Genomic DNA, 20086 nt, shown 5'->3' with positions numbered 1-20086 from the left:
GGAAGGGTGTTCGATGACGGTCGATAACCACAATGACAATGCGGCGATTGGAGTCTTCGCCTGGCTGCAGCCGTTCCTTGTGAGGCTGTTGCAAGGGACGCTGACCCTGCTCGCCGTGTCGTTGTTGATCTTCCTGGCGGCCAGGGCCTTGCCCGGCGATGTCGCCAACATGATCCTCGGCCAAAGCGCGACGCAGGAGCAGTTGGTTTCGCTGCGTGCCCAGCTTGGTCTCGATCAGCCGCTGTGGTGGCAATACCTCACCTGGCTGGGCGGCATTTTGCATGGCGACTGGGGAACCTCGCTGTCCAATGGGCAGCCGGTGGCGGATCTGCTTGCGCTGGGGGTTCGCAATTCCGCGACGCTGAGCGGAGTGGCGCTCGCGGTCATGCTGCCGCTCTCCCTGCTTGTCGGCGTGATTGCCGCCCAGTTTCGCGACGGGCTCGTCGACAAGGTCTTTCTCGGCATGTCGATGGTCGCCAATGCCGTGCCCGACTTCGTCACCGGGACGGTGTTGGTCGCGCTCTTCGCAACGACGGTCCTGCATGTGCTGCCGGCGGTTTCGTTCATCCCGCCGGGAGACTCGCCTTTTTCCTATCCCGACGCGCTGGTGCTGCCGGCCACGACCGTGATCATCCCCGGCGTGATGTATCTCGCCCGGCTGGTGCGGGTGGCGGTCATCGACGTGATGGCAACCGAATACATCCAGACCGCCGAGCTGAAAGGCCTGTCGCCGAGCCGGGTCCTGTTCCGGCACGCTCTTCCGAACGCGGTGGCCCCGATCATCCCGGCGGCCAGCCTCGTGGCGGCATTCACTGTCGGCGGAGTGGTCGTGGTGGAATATCTGTTCGCCTATCCCGGTGTCGGCAGCGCTCTTGTCGATGCCGTCACCAACCGCGACCTGCCGGTCATCCAGGCCAATGTGCTGGTGATCGCCTCTGCCTATTTCATCTTCAACCTCATCGCAGACTCGCTTGCCCAACGCGATGAGGCTTCGGGCGCGCAAGGGCGGTCCAAGGCGTGAGCACCGGCGTAGAAATGACCCTGACGACACATCGGCGGGTTCGCCCGCGCGCCGCCAGTGGCTGGTGGCGGCTTTGGGCGTCCGCGCAAGTTCGCTGGGGCGTCATTCTGCTGGTCGCCATGACCGCGCTGGTCGTCATTGGCCCGTTCCTGGCTCCCTATGATCCCGCCGCACCCGTGGGCAAACCTTATGCCGCGCCATCGGCGGTAGCCTGGCTGGGCACCGATAATCTCGGACGCGATGTTCTGTCCCGCGTGCTTGCGGGCGGGGTCTATCTCGCCTGGATGGCACCGGTTTCAGCCCTTCTCAGTGTCGTGACCGGCGCTGCCATTGCCCTGGTGACCGCCTATTATCGCGGCTGGACAGATCTCGTCCTGAAGCGGTCGCTTGATGTCCTGCTCGCTTTCCCCGGCGTTCTCCTGACGCTGCTGTGCGTTTCGGTGTTCGGGCCGCGGCCTGTTCTCCTGGTCGGCCTTGTCGTTCTCACCTTGATGCCGGGCGTTGCCCGTGTGATCCGCGGTGCGGCCCTGCCGCTTCTCGACCGGGAATATGTGCTGTGGGCGAAGGCCGTCGGCACGCCCGGACCGGTCATCATCCTGCGCGAACTTCTGCCCAATGTCTCTTCCCCGCTGCTGGTTGAACTGGGCCTGCGATTGAGCTGGTCGGTCGGCATTCTCTCGTCGATGAGTTTCATCGGCTACGGCATCCAGCCACCGGCCGCCGACTGGGGGCTGATGGTGAGCGAAAACGGCACCGGCCTCGGCACTCAGCCTTTTGCTGTGTTGGCGCCGATCGCGATGATCATCCTCTACACAATCGGTGGTGGTCTGATCGCTGAAGGCGCGGCGCGCGTGATGGCGCGGACGGAAGGCAAGGCATGATGACGGTGTTGAAGGCCACGGGGCTCACCGTCGAACGCGCGGACGGCGCCCCAATCATCGAGGATGTCTCGCTGAGCCTCGATAAGGGCGAGGTGATGGGCATTGTCGGCGAGTCCGGATCGGGCAAGTCGACGCTGGCGCTGGCGCTGCTTGCCTATGCGCGGCGCGGTGTGCGGATCGCGGGCGGCGCGGTTCGCGTGGCCGGCACCGACATGCTCGAACTTGATACGGCCGGTCTGCGGAAAGCACGGCGCGAAGTTGTGGCCTATGTCGCTCAGGACCCCGGTGCCGCCCTGAACCCGATGCTGTCGCTTGGCACCTTGCTGACCGAGGGGCTCGCCGGCAGCAAGGCAGAGAAAATCGCCCGCGCGCGCGAAATCCTGCGCAAGGTCGGCTTGCCTGACGACGAGGCCTTCCTGCATCGCCGTCCGCGCCAGCTTTCTGGCGGGCAGCAACAGCGCATCGCAATCGCCATGGCGGTGATCGCGAAGCCCAAGCTGATCATTCTCGACGAGCCGACGACCGGGCTCGATGTCTCGACCCGCGCCAAGGTGCTGGATCTGATCCGCCAGCTCTGCGTCTCGGATAATCTGACCGCGATCTATGTCAGCCATGACCTCGCGGTGATTGCCAATGTCGCCGACCATGTGACGGTAATGTATGGTGGCCAGGTCGTCGAACAGGGCCGCATGCAGGAGGTTCTGGCGAAGCCGCGCCATCCCTATACGCGTGCTTTGCTCGACGCCGTGCCTTCGCTGCAGGCGCGGCAGCTGCTGCGGCCGATCCGCGGGCGCGTGCCGGCGGTCGGCGAAGCGCCGAGTGGCTGCATCTTCTCGGACCGCTGCGATTACACTGTCGAAGCCTGCAACACCCGGCCAAGGCTGGAGGTGGTGGGCGGCACTCTCGTGCGCTGCGTGCGTCCCGAATTGGTCCGGGTATTCGAGGCGCGTTCGGAAGCCATCGACCGTTCCGACAGGCCGGCGGCCAGCGCGCCGGCCGTGCTGCAGGCAGACGGCGTCGATGCTTTCTACGGCCATCGGCAGATCCTGTTTGACGTCAGCCTCAAGGTGGAGCCGGGTCGATGCCTTGCGGTGGTAGGCGAGTCGGGCAGCGGCAAGTCGACCTTGTCGCGATGCCTGATCGGACTGCACAACAACGTCACCGGTCAACTCAGCCTCGACGGCAAGCCCATGCCGCTGACTGTCGGTGAGCGCGATCAGAATGCTCGCCAGCGACTGCAATACATCTTCCAGAATCCCAACGCCTCGCTCAATCCCCGACGCACGATCGGGGCCAGCCTGGTTGCGGCGCTGGCCAACAGGCCGGAAGCCGGCGGCGGCCGCTCCGACGCCATCATCGCCGAGGCGCTTGAAAGAGTGGGCATCTCGCCCGACCTTGCCACGCGCTATCCGGCTGAACTGTCCGGCGGCCAGCGCCAGCGTGTCGCCATCGCCCGCGCCCTGGTCGCCAAGCCGGCCGTGCTGCTGTGCGACGAGGTGACGTCGTCGCTCGACGTCTCGGTGCAGGCCTCAGTGATCGAATTGCTGCGCAGCCTGCTCGCCGACGGTCTCGGCATGCTCTTTGTCACGCATGACCTCGCCGTGGTGCGCAACATCGCGGACACGGTCGCGGTGCTCAGCGCCGGACGGGTCGTCGAACAGGGCGAGGCTCGCGCGGTACTCAGCGCTCCGAGCCATCCCTACACACAATCGTTGCTCGCCAACACGTTGCAACTGCCCACCGACGCAACCGGTTTCGACATGCCGGCTATCGCGCCGAGGCAGTCCGCGACCGGTTCGCGGTGAATTCCAGAACTTCCGTTCATCAAGAGGAGAAGATGATGACGAGCCATTTTGACGGTCTGCTCAACGACACGCTGCCATTGCTGCAGGTGGATTTTACCGCCGAGGGCGCGCTGGCTGACCTGGAAAATCCGCCGAACACAGGTGGGTTCGAATTGGTCGGCACGCTGGTACAGCCCGGTTCGAAGATTCACATGACCCATGTGTGGATCACGCCGTTCGACCGCCACCTGCACTGGGTTTCCGAACATGTGCACGATTATGACGAAGTCCTGATCTGGACCGGTAACGATCCTGACAACCCACAGGATCTTGGTGCCGAACTCTACATCGACATCGAGGGCGAGCGCCGCATCATCAACAAATCGGGCTCGATCTATATCCCGGCCGGTGTCCGGCACTGCCCGCTCGGCTTCCATTATGTGAAGCGCCCCTTCCTCTTCCACGCTCTGTCTCTGGATCCGACCTACAAGGCGAAGGTCTGAGGCAAGGTCGCAAAAGAAAAGCCGCCGGCGGTTATCCGCCGGCGGCTTCCGATTTTAAGGGAAGGTGAGTTCCGGTCGCGCCTCAGTCAATTCGGCCGGTGTGGATATTGACCCTCGCCAGGGCATCTCCCACTGCGTCGACGACATGGCTTACTTCCCGTGCTGTGATAACCAGCGGCGGTGTCAGCGCAATCGTTCCACCGTGAATGCCGACGATGACGCCATGTTTCGTGCGCAAGAACCGGTCGATGTCTTTCCTCAGGCTGGGGAAGCGTCCGAACAGGGGCTCACGGGTCGCCTTGTCGGACACCAGTTCGACGCCGACCATCAGGCCGCGGCCGCGCACGTCGCCGACAACTGGCAGGTTGATCAGCTCGCCAAGCTCGTCGAGGAACTGCCGACCACGTTCTCTCGACGCTTCGAGCGGGTTCTCCCGCTCGATGATATCGATATTGGCCGAGGCGACTGCTGCCGCCACAAGGTGGCCCGCATAAGATCCGCCGCCACCGGCGCCGTCGAGGACATCGGCGACATTTGCGTCAAGCAACAGCGCTCCGAGTGGCATGTAGCCGCTGGCGATACCCTTGGCGAGAACGATGATATCGGGCGCCAGATTGTAGTCGAGCGAGCTGTACCAGGCGCCGGCGCGACCAAAACCGGTCACCACCTCGTCCGCGACAAACAGGATGCCGTGCGCCTTCAGCACCGAGACCATGCGTGGCCAATAGTCGTCTGGGGCGGGGATCATCCCCGCCGGTCCCATCACCAGTTCGCCGAACATGGCCGCGATGTTCTTGGCGCCCACCCGCGCAATCGTCTCTTCAAGTTCGCGCACGCAGAAATCGGTCAGGTTCTCGCCGCCGAAAAGCTCGGTGTGATACGGCCATGGCGGCGTCAGCGTGATTGCATTGTCGGGAACATCACCGATTCCCGGCCGCCCTCCTGCAAGCTCGGCCCCGCCATAGGTGCGGCCGTGGAACGAGCCGCGCAGCACCAGCACCTTGGTTCGTTGCGGCTGGCCGCGCCGGTGATGATAGAGCCGCACAAGCTGCAACGCCTCGTCGTCGGCTTCCGAGCCGCTGCTCATCAGACGGACTTTCGCGATGTTCCTGGGCGCGCGCTCGACAAGCCTTTCGCAGAATTCGATCGTCGGAGTGTTGGCGAAATCGGCCATGATGGTGAAATGGGCGAGCGTCGACATCTGCTCGGCTGCCACTTTCGCCAATTCCTCTCGTCCGTGTCCGACTTGCGTCAGCCACGCACCGGCGTGGGCATCGATATATTCCCGCCCTTCCGCATCCCAAAGCGTCGATCCCTTGCCCCGAACCAGAACCAGGCGTTCGGGATCTTGTGGATTGCCATGCGGATGTTGGACGACGCGGGCGTCTCGCTTTGCCCAATCCGTCGCGGCGCCGTTCGTGGAGGTCATGTCTGCTTCCTGAGATAGTGAAAACCGCGCTGTTGGCCGGTCGACAGGCATGCTGCCGCGCTTGCCACGACCGGCGGGTCAAACGGTGGTGAAGAGTTTGGAGATGATGCTCCAATGGCCGTCTTCTTCGACAAGGTGCATGAAGTCGTTGAAGTTCAGGCCCGCCAGCCCGGACATGATGACAGTGGCACTGGCGACCGAGCCTTTGACGATCAGGCTCTCGATGCGAGCCTCGTAGCCCTCATTGGACACGCCTTGCGAGGCCATCCTGTCGATGTCGGCCAGATAGAGTTCCGGTGTCCCCGCAATCGGCTTATCGACCAGAATGCCGGTCATGATCGCCTTGGGATGGAAACATTTGACCAGCTTGGTGCAGTCCAGGTCCCGCGATCCGTCGACATAGGCCTGCAATACGGCGCTCGGGGAAGTGTTTTGCACGGTTGCTCCAATCATGTTGGCGATGGCCATCGCAGGGCATCGACGGGTGTCGTGTTCCCTTGAGCGAGAGCCCGGATTGAGCCGGCATCATGCCGTTGCCGTTCACACTGCGCATCGACATGCCGTCGGCCTCGGGGCCGATCTCTCCGCCTCAATGGACTGTCTGTGATCGAACAATATGTCCGGTTCTTTGGAGACAAAAGCCGTGACGGCTTATACATATTGTTCTACCAAAGCGAACGATGGCTGATCTGCGCAACATCAATCTCAACCGCCTCTCGATTTTCGTTGCGGTGATCGAGGCAGGGTCTCTGTCGGAGGCGGCAAGGCGCACCGGTTTGGCCAAATCCGTGATCAGCACGCATCTGTCGCGGCTCGAGGCCGAAGTCGGCGCGGCGCTCTTGCTGCGCAATCCCCGCAATCTGGGATTGACCGTCGCCGGGCGGCAATTCTTCGAAGCTTGTACGGCGATACTGCGCCAGGTGGACGATGCGGTCGCCGCTCTTGATCGCGAAAACCTCGACATTCGCGGGCTGCTGCGCGTGACGACTTCAGTGGATTTCGGGGCAACCGTCGTGACGCCGGTGCTGGTTTCGTTGGTCAACCAGTTTCCCGGTTTGAAGGTTGATCTGATCGCCTCGGATCGGGTCCTCGATCTTGTTGGCGAAGGCATCGATGTCGCCATCCGCCTGGGCTGGCCGCGCGACAGCAGCTATACCGCGACATTGCTTGGCTCCTTCGCGCAATGGCTGGTCGCACCACCGTCCTGGTCCGATCGCCTCGCCCGCATCCAGAGGCCGCAAAACCTGATGGACTGGCCGTTCGTCGAACTGTCCATTCTCGAACGCGCGGAAAACTGGTCCTTCACCGATCCCGACGGGAAGGTTCAAAAAATCCGGTTCGATCATCGCCTGTCGGCATCGACGACAAGCGCCGTACGCGCCGCTGTCATGGCGGGCGGTGGCCTTGCCGTTCTCCCGGACTACCAGGTTGCCGAAGACGTCACCGCGGGACGCTTGTTGCGGGTTCTACCCGAATGGGCGCTGCCCGATGGCGGCATCTATGCGGTCTTTCCGCAGAAGCGTCACAGATCCCGCAAGGTGGATCTGTTTCTAGATGTGATGAGAAGTAAGATTCGGTATCTGAATAACGAAAACTAGGTCCATGCGGGTTTTCTTGAGTGCCGAATTTTACGCCGAACCGCGCATGATCAGCTTGGCTTCCAGCCGCTTGATCTCCGGTTTGGCGGCCTGCGTTTCCGGGCCGCCGGCAATGCGCGTGAACAGCATGTCGACGCCAGTTGCGGCGATGCCCTGATAATCCTGCGCCACCGTCGTCAGCGGCGGGCAAGTGAAGCGGCTTAACGGGTGGTCGTCATGGCCGGCAACGCGCAACTCGCAGCCGTCATCCCGTCCCACCGGCAGCTTGCGCTCGAAGGCAGCGGCTATCACCCCGAAGGCAAGGCGGTCATTGGCGCAGAGTACGGTCCGGGTCGGAAAGCTGCCGCCGTCCAGGATGCGGCCAGCTTCGCGGTAGCCGAGTTCCTCGAACTCCCAGCCCTTGGCCGAGGTCGGCAATACGATGGGCTCGAAACCGAGCCGCTCCATGGTGGCGATATAGGCCGCGCGGCGCTCCAGCGCGTTCTGGTTGACCGCCGGCATTTCGAGGAAGCAAGGGTGCTCGCCGGTGCGGCACAGATATTCGGTGATCATGCCGATGCTTTGCCGGTTATCCGTGCCCACGAAGGACTGGTCGGTGTTGACCCGATTGTCGAGGAAGATGATCGGCATTGTGCTGACGAGGCTGGCCAGCAAAGTGGCGTCGGTCTCGAACCCCAGCGGCGCCATCAGCACCCCCGCAATGTTCAGCGACATCAAGGTGCGCATCGCGCGGGCTTCTAGCTTGCGTTCGCCATGCGAGGAAAGAACGATCGCCCAATAGCCCTCGGCGAGGCAGCGCATTTCGATCTGGCGGACGACCTCGGCATAGAAGGGGTCGGAGATGTGGGGCACGATCACGCCGATATTCTTCGGCTGCTTGCGGTTGAGGCTGACCGCGAAGATGTTGGGCCGGTAGTCATAGTCCTTGAGCGCTTTTTCGATGCGCGCCCGGGTGGACGGTTTCACGTTGTCGGGGTTGTCGAAATATTTCGAGACCGTCGGACGCGACAGGCCGGTTGCCGCCGCGAACTCCTCCATGGTCCGGATCTTTTGCTCGTTCATGCTCGGCTTCCTGGCCTGCGGGCACGCCGCGAACGGGATAAATCGATTTGTTTCCATGCGTAAATTTATTTTTTGACCGAGGCAAGCCGCCGCAGGTCCGAAAACGATGCTCTCCTGTTAGAGACGCCGCGATAGATGCTGTAGTTCAAGGATTATTCGACTGAGTCAGATTTTATCACGTGTAAAAAAATAAATTGACACGTAGGAGATAATGCGGCATCTGAATGGCGGCTCGGTTTCCGGGCTGAAGTTCCTGCCCCGGAGGTAGCGGCCGACGATGGTCCGCAAGGGCGGGAGACGCTTCGTTCGCGTTCTAATCATCAACCGGCTGGCCGGCGCCGGCCCATGGAGGAACTCATGTTTCGCAAAACGCTTGGCCGCATTCTTCTGTCGGGCGCGGCCCTTGCCATGATGGCGGGCGTCGCTTCGGCCGAAGGCATCGGCGCATCACTGCTGACCCAGCAGCATCCCTTCTACATTTCGCTCGCTGACGCGATGAAGAAGGAGGCCGAGGCCGAGAAGGTGCCGCTCGAAATCGCCATCGCCAACCAGGATCTCTCCAAGCAACTCGCCGATGTCGAGGACTTCATCACCAAGGGTGTGAGCGTCATCATCATCTCGCCGGTGGATTCGAAGGGCGTGAAGGCCGCCATTGCCAAGGCCGAAAAGGCCGGCATCAAGGTCATCACCGTCGACATCCCGGCGAACGGCGTCGACGTCACCTCCTTCGTCGGCACCGACAATTTCGCCGGCGGCGAAAAGGCGGCCGAGCTGATGGCCAAGTCGATCGGCGGCAAGGGCAACGTCGCGGTCATCGATTATCCGACGGTGCAGTCGGTGGTCGACCGCGTCGAAGGCTTCAAGAAGGGCCTGGAAAAGCATCCGGACGTCAAGATCGTCGCGATCCAGCCGGGCATCACCCGCCCCGAGGCGCTGGCCGCCGCGCAGAACATCCTGCAGGCCAATCCCGACATCGTCGGCATCTTCGGCTTCGGCGACGACGCGGCACTTGCCGCCGCCGCTGCGGTCAAGGCCGCCAAGCTCGACGCCCAGGTCAAGGTGATCGGCTTCGACGGCATGGAAGAAGCCCGCAACGCGGTCAAGAACGACCCGGTGATGGTGGGCGTCATCGCCCAGTATCCGGGCGAGATGGGCAAGGTTGCGGTGGAGACCGCGGCCAAGGTCATCAAGGGCGAGACAGTCGCGGCCAAGCAGCCGATCGTTCCGGGCGTCGTCACCAAGGACGGCGAGACCAAGTAAGCCCAACTGGGGACGGCGGCGGGAACCGCCGCTGTCCTTTCTCCTGGCGCCCGCCCGGCCGGGCGCCGACACTCACGCATGCCCCGCACAAAGGAAGCGTTTCGCGCGCCGCGCCGTCGGCGGGCGAGCCGTCTGGTTATCGAGGAGCGATCCGTGACAGCCACCAGCCAAACCACTCATCCCGATGCCCCGCAGGCCGCGGGCGACGTGGTGCTCGAAATCCGCGACATCGCGAAGTCGTTCGGGCCGGTGGTGGCGCTCAAGCGCATGAACCTCACCGTGCGGCGTGGGCGCGTTCACACGCTGCTGGGGGAAAACGGCGCCGGCAAGTCCACTTTGATGAAGATCCTCGCCGGCGTCTTCACGCCGACGGCGGGCAACATCGTGCTGAAGGGCAGCGCCTACACGCCGCGCAATCCGCGCGACGCCCGCGCGCACGGCATTTCCATCGTGTTCCAGGAACTCAGCCTCTGCCGCAACCTGTCGGTGGCCGAGAACATCTTCGCCAGCCATGAGCCCAGCCGTTTCGGCTTCATCCGCGACCGCGAACTCAATGCCGCCGCCGAGCGCCTGATCCGTGAACTAGGCCTGCCGGTCGACGTGCGCGCCAAGGTCGGTGATCTGTCGATCGCCCAGCGCCAGCTGGTCGAGATCGCCAAGGGCCTCAGCCTGCCGGCCGACGTGATCATCCTCGACGAGCCGACATCGTCGCTGTCCGACAGCGAGGCCGAAATCCTGTTCACCATCGTCGAGCGGCTTAAGGGCCAGGGCAAGGCGGTGATCTACATCTCTCATCGCATGGAAGAGATCATGCGGCTCTCCGACGACATCACCGTCATGCGCGACGGCGAATACGTCACCACCACCGAGAAGAGTGAGACCAGCATCGACAAGCTGATCACGCTGATGGTCGGCCGCGCGATGAACGACATCTACCCGCCGCGCGAGGCGCCGCGTCCGTCGCCCAATACGCCGCCGGTTCTGGCGACGAAGCAACTCACCCTTGCCGGCAAGTTTCGCGACGTCTCGATCGACGTGAAGCCGGGCGAGGTCGTCGGCCTGTTCGGCCTCGTCGGGTCGGGCCGCTCCGACGTGATGAAGGCGCTGTTCGGCATGTATGCGCCGCACGGCGAAATCCTGCTCGACGGCAGGCCGGTCGCGTTCGCCTCGTCGGCGCAGGCCATTCGCGCCGGCATCGCCTTCGTCACCGAGAATCGCAAGGAAGAAGGCCTGGTGCTACCCCACAGCGTGGAGCGCAACATCAACATGGTCGCGCTCGGCCAGCTTTCCGCACCGCTCGGCCTGATGCGCGGCGCGGCGGAGCGCAAGGCGGCCCGGGCCGAGGTGAAGCGCCTGGCCATCAAGACCGCCTCGATCGACACCAGGGCCGGTTCGCTGAGCGGCGGCAACCAGCAGAAGATCGTGCTGGCCAAGTGGCTCCGGATCAAGCCGCGCGTGCTGATCCTGGACGAGCCGACCCGCGGCGTCGACGTCGGCGCCAAGTTCGAGATCTACTGCATCATCCGCGAACTCGCCGCCAACGGCACCGCGATCCTGATGGTCTCCTCCGAGCTTCCGGAGGTTCTGGGCCTCAGCGACCGCGTGGTGGTGATGCACGACAAGTCCATCGCCGCCGTGTTGGAAGCCGACGGCCTCACACCCGAAACCGTCATGACCCATGCAGCGGGGATAAACGCATGAGCAACGTGCAGGACATCCAGAAGAAGGCCGCAGACACCGAGGTTCGCGGCTCGTTCCTGGCCTCGCCGACGGTGCGCCAATATAGCGGCATCATCATTTCGCTGGCCGTGCTGTGCGTCGTGTTCTCGGTGATGAGCCCGCGCTTCCTGGCCTTGAACAACTTCATGAACATCATGCAGCAGGTGGCGGTCATCGCGGTCGCCGCCTACGGCATGACCTATGTCATCCTGCTCGGCGACATCGACCTGTCGATCGGCTCCATCATCGCCGTCTCCGGCATGGTGGCGGCGCAGGCCTTCGCCATGGGTTTCGGTTTCGTCCCGGTCGTGGCGCTGACGCTGGCGGCGGGCGCGCTCATGGGCGCGCTCAACGGCACGCTGTCGGCGAAGCTGATGTTGCCATCCTTCATCGTGACGGTGGCGACGATGGGCATCTATCGCGGCGCGGTCAGCCTGCCTACCAACGGCGCGCCGGCGATGATCGAGAACGAGACCTGGCTCGCCATCGGCGCCGAAAGCTGGCTTGGCATCCCGATCATCATCTGGATCATGGCCGTGCTGTTCGTGGTCAACCACATCGTCCTGTCCAAGACGATCTTCGGGCGGCAGGTCTATCTCACCGGCGGCAACCGGGAGGCGGCGGTCTATTCGGGCATCCGCGTGGACCGGATCAAGATCATTGTCTTCACCATCTCCGGCATGATGGCCGCGATCAGCGGCATGCTTTTGTCCTCGCGCCTGTCGTCGGCACAGACCAATGCCGGCATGGGATACGAACTCGACGCCATCGCGGCCGTGGTTCTCGGCGGCACCTCGCTCGCCGGTGGTGTCGGCACCATCGTCGGCACCATCCTCGGCGCGCTCATCATCGGCGTCATCAACAACGGCATGAACATGCTGTCGGTGCCCTATTTCTACCAGCTCATCGTCAAGGGCGTCGTCATCCTCGTCGCCGTCTGGCTCGACGTGCGCAGCAAATCCGCCCGGGCCTGACCGGCAAGCAATCCTCGGTAAGCAATCATGAAAAAGATCATCACCATCGGCGAGATCGTCGTCGAGATCATGGCCGTTGAGCCGGGGCACGGTTTCACCACCGCCATTCCGCTTGTCGGTCCCTTCGCGTCTGGTGCGCCGGCGATCTTCATCGACCAAGTGGCGAAGCTCGGCCAGCCCTGCGGCATCGTCAGCGCCGTCGGCAATGACGATTTCGGCGTGCTCAATGTCGAACGCCTCGCCCGGGACGGCGCCGATGTGTCCGCCATCGGCGTCCATCCCACTGCGGCCACCGGCAGCGCCTTCGTGCGCTACCGGCCGGACGGCAACCGCGATTTCATCTACAACATCCGGCATAGCGCTTGCAGCGCTATCGGCTTGACGCCCGAGGCGGAGAAGCTGATCGACGGCGCTAACCACCTGCACATCATGGGCTCGGCGCTGTTCTTCGACGGCATCGTGTCGGCCATCTTCGAAGCGACGTCGCGCATCAAGGCCAAGGGCGGCACCGTCTCCTTCGATCCCAACATCCGCAAGGAGATGCTGGAGCTGCCCGGCATGCGCGCAGCACTCTCCCACGCTCTGGAAAACACCGACCTGTTCATGCCGAGCGGCGCGGAGATCTTTCTTTTCACCGAAGCGATGGAAGAAAAACTGGCCGTCGCAGAGCTGCTCGCGCGTGGCATCAAGGTCGTGGTCATCAAGCGCGGGGCGGACGGCGCCAGCTATTTCGATGCCGCCGGCGAGGTTTTCGTCCCTGCGTTCGAGGTGGACGAAATCGATCCGACCGGCGCGGGCGACAGTTTTGGCGCAGCCTTCGTCACCTGCTGGCTGCGCGGGATGGAATCTCGCAAGGCGCTGACCATCGCCAATGCCACCGGTGCACGCGCCGTGGGTGTGAAGGGGCCGATGGAGGGCACCTCCACCATGGCCGAGATCGAAACATTCTTGCACAATCAGGGAGGTGCGGCATGAGCGCCACCAGCACACTCGCCGATCTTCCCGCCCGCTATGCGGCTGGCGAACGGCGAGGCATCTCCTCCATTTGTTCGGCCCACCCATTGGTGATCGAGGCCGCCTTCCTCGAAAGCCTCTCGGTCGAAAAGGACGTCCTGATCGAGGCCACCTGCAACCAAGTGAACCAGGAGGGTGGCTATACCGGCATGACGCCTGCCGAGTTTCGCCGCTTCGTGGAAGAGATCGCCGTCCGTGTCGGCTTCAATACGCGCCGCCTCATCCTTGGCGGCGACCATCTCGGCCCCAATCCGTGGAAGCACCTGCCGGCGGAAGACGCGATGCAGCGCTCCGAGGCGATGATGGATGCCTTCGTGCGCGCCGGCTTCACGAAGATCCACCTCGACACCTCGATGGGCTGTGCCGGAGAGCCGGTGGCGCTGTCGGATGCCGAGACCGCCGCGCGTGCCGCGCGCCTTGCGCTGGTTGCCGAGCGTGCGGCGGCAGAATCAGGCTACGATCTGCCCGTCTATATCATTGGCACGGAAGTGCCGATCCCCGGCGGCGCCATGGAGGCGCTCGATCATCTGGAACTGACAACGCCGGCTGCTGCCCTCGAAACCGTGGAGGTCCATCGCAAGGCATTCGGCGCACTCGGTCTCGAGGATGCCTTCGCCCGCGCCATCGGCGCCGTGGTGCAGCCGGGCGTGGAGTTCGGCAATGAGAACGTCGTGGTCTACGACCGTGCCGCCGCCCGCGATCTCAGCGGCGTCCTGCGCCAAATGCCGCAATTCGTCTTCGAGGCGCATTCGACTGACTATCAGCCGGTGTCGGCTTTACGGGCGCTCGTGGAAGACGGCTTTGCCATCCTGAAGGTTGGCCCGGGCCTCACCTTCGCGCTGCGCGAAGCGCTCTACGGCCTCGACCAGATCGCCGCCTTCCTTGATGGCGGACCCGAGACCATTCGCCCTGGCATGGAGGCACTGCTGCTCGCCGAGCCCAAGAATTGGGAGAAGTATTATCACGGCGCGGCTGCCGACCTTCGCCTCCAGCGCCACTTCTCCTACAGCGACCGCATCCGATATTACTGGCCACATCCGCAGGCAACTGCCCTCGTCGATGCGCTGTTCAAGCGGCTCGAAGGTCGCATCCTGCCTGAAACGCTGATCAGCCAGTATCTCGGCGCGCTCTACCCGGCCGTCGCGGCCGGCAAGGTGGAAGCAGCGGCGCGGGCGCTGGTGCTGGAGGCAATACGCAGCGTCATACGAAGCTACAACGACGCAACCGGGTGATCGAGCGCTTGGAGCGACAAAATAAAATGACGTCGAAAAACCTCAAGTAGAAGAGGCTGCATGAAATTATGCCACACTGACGTGTTTAGGGCGTATCGATCAAGCTAGGCACCCAGGGGCATTGCAACGCGATCTCACATCGTCGACGTCAATGCCCAAATCCCAACTCGATGATGCCCGAACCACAACCCGCAAAACCCTGTTGACCTTCCAATCATTGGAACCCGTACCGTCGCCGCAAATCATCAAGCGGTGTCGCCGGAAACGGCGCTCGCTGAAGCGGCGAGGCGGTGCAATTGGTTCTGAAATCGAGAACGTTTCTGTTTGTGGCGGTGGCGTTGAGCGGCGGCGCTTTGCTTGCCTATCTCAATGGTGTGCCGACCTATATTGGCCGGGCATCCGCGTCAGGTGAAGCAAGTGAGGCCGCATCTGTTCCCCCGCCGCCTCAAGTTCCCGTGGCCGAGGTCGTCACGCGCGTTATGGCGACGTCGTCGGAGTTTACCGGCGTGGTGGAGGCGGCCAAGATGGTTGAGCTGAGGTCGCGCATTGGCGGCACGATCGAGACCGTCGACGTACCGGAAGGGGGGCTTGTCGAACGTGGGCAGCTGCTTTTCCAGATTGATCCCAGGCCGTTCGAGGTCGCGCTCCAGAATGCTGAAGCGCAATTGCAGCGGGCCGAGATCCTCTTGTCCCAGGCTGAGACCGACCTCGATCGCTCGCAGCGGCTGGCTCCAAGCGGTGCCATCTCCAGGAAGACTTACGACGATGCCTTGTCCAGGAAACGGGAGCGGCAGGCGCAGGTACTGGAGGCGACGGCCGCGGTCGCCGCAGCCCGGCTCGATCTTTCGTATTCGCGCGTCACCGCGCCGATCGACGGGCGCGTCGATCGGGTGCTGGTGACGGAAGGCAATCTCGTCACCGGCGCGTCAGGGGCGTCCGCGACGCTGCTCACCACGATCGTTTCAGTCGATCCCGTGCAGGTCTATTTCGATATCGACGAGCCGACCTATCTGGATTTCCTCAGCCAGGCACGACCCGAAACAGTCGATCAAAAGGGCGGCTCGCTTCCGGTCAGCGTTGGCCTTGCGACCGAGAACGGCCATCCGCATTCCGGCAGACTGGATTTTGTAGGCAACCGCATCGATCGCGCCACCGGCACGATCCGCGCCCGCGCGGTGCTCGCCAATCCCGACGGCCGACTCATTCCCGGCCTGTTTGCGCGGGTGAAGCTTGCCACCAGCACTCCGCGCGAGACCGTCCTGATCGATGATCAGGCAATCGGCACCGACCAGGGGCGTCGCTACGTGCTCGTGCTCGGTGCTGGCGACAAGGTCGAATACCGGCCTGTCGAGCTTGGTCCGATGAACGAGGGACTGCGTGTCGTTGCAAGCGGTCTCGGGCCCAAGGAAACGATCATCATCAAGGGTCTGGTTAGACCTGGCATGCAGGTGACCCCGAACCGGATCGCGATGGCGCCGAGTCAACGCTCCGCCGAGGGCGTAATCAGCGGTGAAACACAGGAGGCGCGTCAATGAACCTGCCTCGCTTTTTCATCGACCGCCCGATCTTCGCCGTCGTCCTTTCGGCACTGATGCTGATTGCCGGCGTGATCACGCTGTTCCGGCTTCCCTTGAGCGAATACCCGGCCGTCACCCCGCCAACGGTGCAGGTGACGGCGAGCTATCCCGGCGCCAGCCCTGAAGTCATTGCCGAAACCGTGGCCGCCCCGCTCGAACAGTCGATCAACGGTGTCGAAGGCATGCTCTATATGAGCTCGCAGGCGGCGACCGACGGCAGGATGACGCTGACGGTGACCTTCGCCCAGGGCACCGATCCGGACATGGCGCAGATCCAGGTGCAGAACCGCGTCTCGCGCGCGCTGCCGCGTCTGCCCGAGGAGGTTCAGCGCATCGGTGTCGTGACGCAGAAGACGTCGCCCGACATTCTCATGGTGGTTCACCTCGTCTCGCCCGACAAACGCTACGATCCGCTCTATATCTCCAACTTTGCCACGCTTCAGGTTCGAGACACGATCGCGCGTCTGCCTGGGGTCGGCGATGCCATCGTATGGGGCGCGGGCGAATATGCCATGCGCATCTGGCTGGACCCAGCCAAGGTTGCCGCGCGTGGTCTGACAGCAAGCGATGTCATCGCGGCCATTCGCGAGCAGAACGTCCAGGTGGCCGCTGGTTCGGTTGGCCAGCAGCCGTCGCAGGCGGCAAGCTATCAGGTCACCGTCAGCACGCTTGGGCGGCTATCCAGCGAAGAACAGTTCGGCGACATCATCATCAAGACAGGTGAAGACGGGCAGACCGTGCGCCTGCGCGATGTCGCGCGCATTGGGCTAGGCGCCGATGCTTATGCGCTGCGCAGCCTGCTTGACGGCGAGCCGGCCGTCGCAATGCAGATCATTCAGCGTCCCGGGGCAAACGCGCTCGATGTTTCAAGCGCGGTTCGCGCCGAGATGGAGCAGTTGAAGCGCAACTTCCCGGAGGGCCTCGAATACCGGATCGCTTATGATCCAACCGTGTTCGTGCGGGCGTCCCTGGCGGCGGTGGTGCAGACGCTGGTCGAAGCGATCATTCTGGTGGTGATCGTCGTTGTCCTGTTCCTGCAAACCTGGCGCGCCTCCGTCATCCCGCTCGTCGCCGTTCCGATATCGCTCATCGGCACGCTCGCGGTGATGTATCTGCTGGGCTTCTCGCTCAACACCTTGTCCCTGTTCGGCCTGGTGTTGTCGATCGGCATCGTGGTCGACGATGCCATCGTGGTCGTCGAGAACGTCGAACGACATATCGGGCTTGGTGAAACGCCGAAAGAAGCGGCTCGCAAGGCGATGGATGAGGTGACCGCGCCGATCATCGCGATCACATCGGTTCTTGCCGCGGTCTTCATCCCTTCGGCATTCCTGTCCGGCCTGCAAGGCGAATTCTATCGCCAGTTCGCGGTTACCATCGCCATCTCGACGGTTCTGTCGGCGATCAACTCCCTGACCCTGTCGCCGGCGCTGGCTGGTCTGCTCTTGAAATCGCACCACGCCGGGCATGGCCGCGATTGGCTGACCCGCGGCATCGACTTCGCGTTCGGCTGGTTCTTCCGCCTGTTCAATCGTTTCTTCGACAGCGCGTCGAATGCCTATGTCGGCGCGGCGCGGCGCGCGGTTCGCGTCAGCGGCGTTGTCTTGGTGGTCTATGCGGGGTTGCTGGGGGCAACCTGGATGGGGTTCCAGAGCATCCCGACGGGTTTCGTACCCGCGCAGGACAAATATTATCTTGTCGGTATCGCGCAGTTGCCATCCGGTGCCTCGCTCGACCGGACCGAAGCCGTCGTCAAGGAGATGTCCAGGATCGCACTGGCTGAGCCCGGCGTTGAAAGCGTGGTGGCCTTCCCCGGTTTGTCGGTCAACGGTTTCGTCAACCTGCCAAACGCCGCCGTCATCTTCGCCATGCTCGATCCGTTCGAACAGCGCAAGGATCCCGCACTTGGCGCCAATGCCATCGCCGGGCGATTGATGGGCAAATACAGTCAGATTCCGGATGGCTTCGTCGGCATATTCCCGCCGCCGCCGGTGCCGGGGCTTGGCACGACCGGTGGGTTCAAACTTCAGATCGAGGATCGCTCAGGGGCGGGCCTTGAAGCCCTTGCCAAGGCGCAGGGCGAGATCATGGCGAGGGCCATGCAGGCACCGGAGCTTGCCGGCATGATGGCGAGTTTCCAGGTGAACGCGCCGCAGGTCCAGGTCGATCTCGACCGCGTGAAAGCCAAGGCTCAGGGCGTTCCGCTGACGGCGGTCTTCGACACGTTGCAGGTCAATCTGGGGTCCCTGTACGCCAACGACTTCAATCGTTTCGGGCGTACCTACCGCGTCATCGTTCAGGCCGACGAGCCGTTCCGCGCTCAGGTCGACGACATAGCGCGCCTCAAGGTTCGCAATGCGGCGGGCGAGATGCTGCCGCTCGCAGCCCTTGCAACCATCGCTACCAGTTCGGGGCCGGATCGAGTGATGCATTACAACGGCTATCCGTCGGTCGACATCACCGGAGGTCCGGCTCCGGGGTATTCGTCGGGGCAGGCTACGGCGGCGATCGAACGTATTCTGAACGAAACGCTGCCGGCTGGCATGGCCTTTGAGTGGACCGACCTGACCTATCAGGAGAAATTAGCCGGCAACACGGCAATGATCGTGTTCCCCCTGGCGGTGCTGTTGGCGTTCCTGATCCTGGCCGCTCAGTATAACAGCTGGTCTCTGCCTTTCGCGGTGCTGCTCATCGCGCCGTTGGCGCTGCTCTCCGCCATCGCCGGGGTCTGGTTTTCCAGCGGTGACAACAACATCTTCACCCAGATTGCTTTCGTCGTGCTGGTGGGTCTCGCGGCCAAGAACGCCATCTTGATTGTGGAGTTTGCCCACGAAGAGGAAAAGAAGGGCAGGGATCCGCTCGCGGCGGTACTCGAAGCCGCGCGCCTGCGTCTGAGGCCGATCCTGATGACATCGCTTGCCTTCATCGCGGGCGTGGTGCCCCTCGTCATTGCGACAGGCGCGGGCGCCGAGATGCGTCATGCCATGGGCATCGCGGTGTTCGCCGGCATGCTTGGCGTCACGCTTTTCGGATTGATCCTGACGCCGGTCTTTTATGTCGTGATCCGTCGGATCGTTCTGAGGCGGGAGGCTCGCACCACGGGACGGCCGGTGCCATCTCCTTAGCCGGCGGCCATTCGGCAAGCGCTGGCTCGTGGTGATGGATCGGGAAACGGCCGGAGCCACCGGTTCGATCAGTCGCGAACCGGTGGTTGGTGGTCAAGGTAGATGGAATCGAACCCGGCCATTTCAGCAAGCCGCTTTCTGTCCAGGATGGTGATGACACCATCCTTGAACACAAGCAGTTTTGCTTCGCGCAACTGGCGAAGAACACGGTTGAGGTGAATGGCGGTGACGCCCAGCGCGTCGGCGAGGATACTCTGGGATAACGGGCAGGCATAGCTGTCGGCCTCGCCGTGACCGACCAGGCTCAACCTCGACCCGAGCTCCAGCAGGAAGTGAGCCGTACGTGCCAGAGCATCGCGCTTGCCGATATTGACCAGGTGCTCCACCACCACGGCCTGGTCGCATGAGGCAACCCACAACAGGGCCACGGCCAGACGCGGGGTAACGCGAAACATGTCCCAGATCTTTTCCGTACCGATCTTGGCCAGTTCGACGTCGGTCAGCGTGGTAAAGCCCTGGTCCGAGGTCCGCAACAGCAAGCTGCGCAGCCCGATGAAGTCGCCGGGAATCTGGATGTCGATGATCTGCCGCCCGCCGTCCCGCATTTGCTTGTGGGAGCAAGCCCATCCGTTGCGCAGGATGTACGCGGCGTGATGGTGCTCCCCTTCCTGGATGAGGTCTCTACCCGGCTTGAGGGTGATGGCGGTTTCCTGCAGCGCCTCAAGCATCGTTTTTTCCCGCGGCCCAAGCGTGAGAAAGGCGCCAAGCTTGAGAGTGATGGCGTCCATTAGTTTGGAAGGGTTAGATGCTGTGACCAAACAGGTTACCGTTGTTGTTCTGGTTCCAACTTCCGCTAGCGGGTTAATCGGTTTTCAGATCAGATCTGGAACAGTTGCGGACTCTCGCG

The 20086-nt window shown here is 63.1% G+C and carries 16 protein-coding genes and 1 pseudogene; 13 read left to right on the top strand and 4 right to left on the bottom strand.

Annotated elements, in window-relative coordinates; genetic code table 11:
• Nucleotides 1-13: 13 nt before the first annotated feature.
• The 4 genes from FZF13_RS03675 to FZF13_RS03660 are packed head-to-tail and all read left to right on the top strand — an operon-like array spanning nt 14 to nt 4189.
• Complete coding sequence (locus tag FZF13_RS03675) at nt 14-1021, top strand: ABC transporter permease (RefSeq protein WP_081766913.1); 1008 nt, start codon at nt 14-16, stop codon at nt 1019-1021.
• A 14-nt stretch (nt 1022-1035) separates the two neighbouring features.
• Complete coding sequence (locus tag FZF13_RS03670) at nt 1036-1902, top strand: ABC transporter permease (RefSeq protein WP_024924942.1); 867 nt, start codon at nt 1036-1038, stop codon at nt 1900-1902.
• The gene (locus tag FZF13_RS03665) at nt 1899-3707 is read left to right on the top strand and encodes an ABC transporter ATP-binding protein (RefSeq protein ID WP_024924941.1); all 1809 of its coding nucleotides are present in this window, start codon (nt 1899-1901) and stop codon (nt 3705-3707) included. Before FZF13_RS03670 ends, FZF13_RS03665 begins: the two co-directional genes overlap by 4 nt.
• Before the next feature lie 35 nt (nt 3708-3742).
• On the top strand, nt 3743-4189 hold the full coding sequence (locus FZF13_RS03660) for a cupin domain-containing protein (protein ID WP_024924940.1): 447 nt from the start codon (nt 3743-3745) through the stop codon (nt 4187-4189).
• Nucleotides 4190-4271: 82 nt separating this feature from the next.
• Here FZF13_RS03660 and FZF13_RS03655 read toward each other — a convergent pair whose 3' ends face one another.
• On the bottom strand, nt 4272-5618 hold the full coding sequence (locus FZF13_RS03655) for an aminotransferase family protein (RefSeq protein ID WP_024924939.1): 1347 nt from the start codon (nt 5616-5618) through the stop codon (nt 4272-4274).
• Nucleotides 5619-5696: 78 nt separating this feature from the next.
• The gene (locus FZF13_RS03650; protein WP_161773098.1) at nt 5697-6056 is read right to left on the bottom strand and encodes a nuclear transport factor 2 family protein; all 360 of its coding nucleotides are present in this window, start codon (nt 6054-6056) and stop codon (nt 5697-5699) included.
• A gap of 242 nt (nt 6057-6298) precedes the next feature.
• On the opposite strand from FZF13_RS03650, the pseudogene FZF13_RS29530 reads away from it, so the two are divergent.
• Both FZF13_RS29530 and FZF13_RS03645 read left to right on the top strand, forming a co-directional pair.
• Nucleotides 6299-6442, top strand: a pseudogene (locus FZF13_RS29530) (LysR family transcriptional regulator); the annotation flags it as partial.
• Nucleotides 6443-6457: 15 nt separating this feature from the next.
• On the top strand, nt 6458-7216 hold the full coding sequence (locus tag FZF13_RS03645) for a substrate binding domain-containing protein (RefSeq protein WP_244431321.1): 759 nt from the start codon (nt 6458-6460) through the stop codon (nt 7214-7216).
• A gap of 30 nt (nt 7217-7246) precedes the next feature.
• Here FZF13_RS03645 and FZF13_RS03640 read toward each other — a convergent pair whose 3' ends face one another.
• On the bottom strand, nt 7247-8278 hold the full coding sequence (locus FZF13_RS03640) for a LacI family DNA-binding transcriptional regulator (RefSeq protein ID WP_024924936.1): 1032 nt from the start codon (nt 8276-8278) through the stop codon (nt 7247-7249).
• A gap of 357 nt (nt 8279-8635) precedes the next feature.
• Between FZF13_RS03640 and FZF13_RS03635 the strand changes: the two genes are divergently transcribed.
• The 7 genes from FZF13_RS03635 (at nt 8636) to FZF13_RS03605 (ending at nt 19179) form a co-directional block, all read left to right on the top strand.
• Complete coding sequence (locus tag FZF13_RS03635; protein ID WP_024924935.1) at nt 8636-9538, top strand: substrate-binding domain-containing protein; 903 nt, start codon at nt 8636-8638, stop codon at nt 9536-9538.
• A gap of 78 nt (nt 9539-9616) precedes the next feature.
• Nucleotides 9617-11239: a sugar ABC transporter ATP-binding protein gene (locus tag FZF13_RS03630; RefSeq protein WP_081766912.1), complete on the top strand. Its 1623-nt coding sequence runs from the start codon at nt 9617-9619 to the stop codon at nt 11237-11239.
• Nucleotides 11236-12231, top strand: coding sequence for an ABC transporter permease (locus FZF13_RS03625; RefSeq protein ID WP_024924933.1), 996 nt, complete (start codon nt 11236-11238; stop codon nt 12229-12231). The genes FZF13_RS03630 and FZF13_RS03625 overlap by 4 nt, the downstream gene beginning before the upstream one ends.
• Nucleotides 12232-12258: 27 nt before the next feature.
• Nucleotides 12259-13206, top strand: a complete 948-nt coding sequence (locus FZF13_RS03620) for a tagatose kinase (RefSeq protein ID WP_024924932.1) — start codon at nt 12259-12261, stop codon at nt 13204-13206.
• The gene (locus tag FZF13_RS03615) at nt 13203-14477 is read left to right on the top strand and encodes a D-tagatose-bisphosphate aldolase, class II, non-catalytic subunit (RefSeq protein WP_024924931.1); all 1275 of its coding nucleotides are present in this window, start codon (nt 13203-13205) and stop codon (nt 14475-14477) included. Before FZF13_RS03620 ends, FZF13_RS03615 begins: the two co-directional genes overlap by 4 nt.
• Before the next feature lie 455 nt (nt 14478-14932).
• Nucleotides 14933-16012: an efflux RND transporter periplasmic adaptor subunit gene (locus tag FZF13_RS03610; RefSeq protein ID WP_307418966.1), complete on the top strand. Its 1080-nt coding sequence runs from the start codon at nt 14933-14935 to the stop codon at nt 16010-16012.
• A complete protein-coding gene (locus FZF13_RS03605) occupies nt 16009-19179 on the top strand; it encodes an efflux RND transporter permease subunit (RefSeq protein WP_024924929.1) in 3171 nt (1056 codons plus the stop codon). The genes FZF13_RS03610 and FZF13_RS03605 overlap by 4 nt, the downstream gene beginning before the upstream one ends.
• 68 nt (nt 19180-19247) lie before the next feature.
• On the opposite strand, the gene FZF13_RS03600 is transcribed toward FZF13_RS03605, so the two are convergent.
• Nucleotides 19248-19907 carry a Crp/Fnr family transcriptional regulator gene (locus tag FZF13_RS03600; protein WP_204367415.1) on the bottom strand — a complete coding sequence of 220 codons (660 nt, stop codon included), beginning with the start codon at nt 19905-19907 and terminating at the stop codon, nt 19248-19250.
• Between the last annotated feature and the right edge of the window lie 179 nt (nt 19908-20086).

The organism is Mesorhizobium terrae, assembly GCF_008727715.1.
Classification (GTDB): Bacteria; Pseudomonadota; Alphaproteobacteria; order Rhizobiales; family Rhizobiaceae; genus Mesorhizobium; species Mesorhizobium terrae.
Note: the sequence above shows the minus strand (reverse complement) of the source record. Positions and strands in the feature narration are given on the sequence as shown.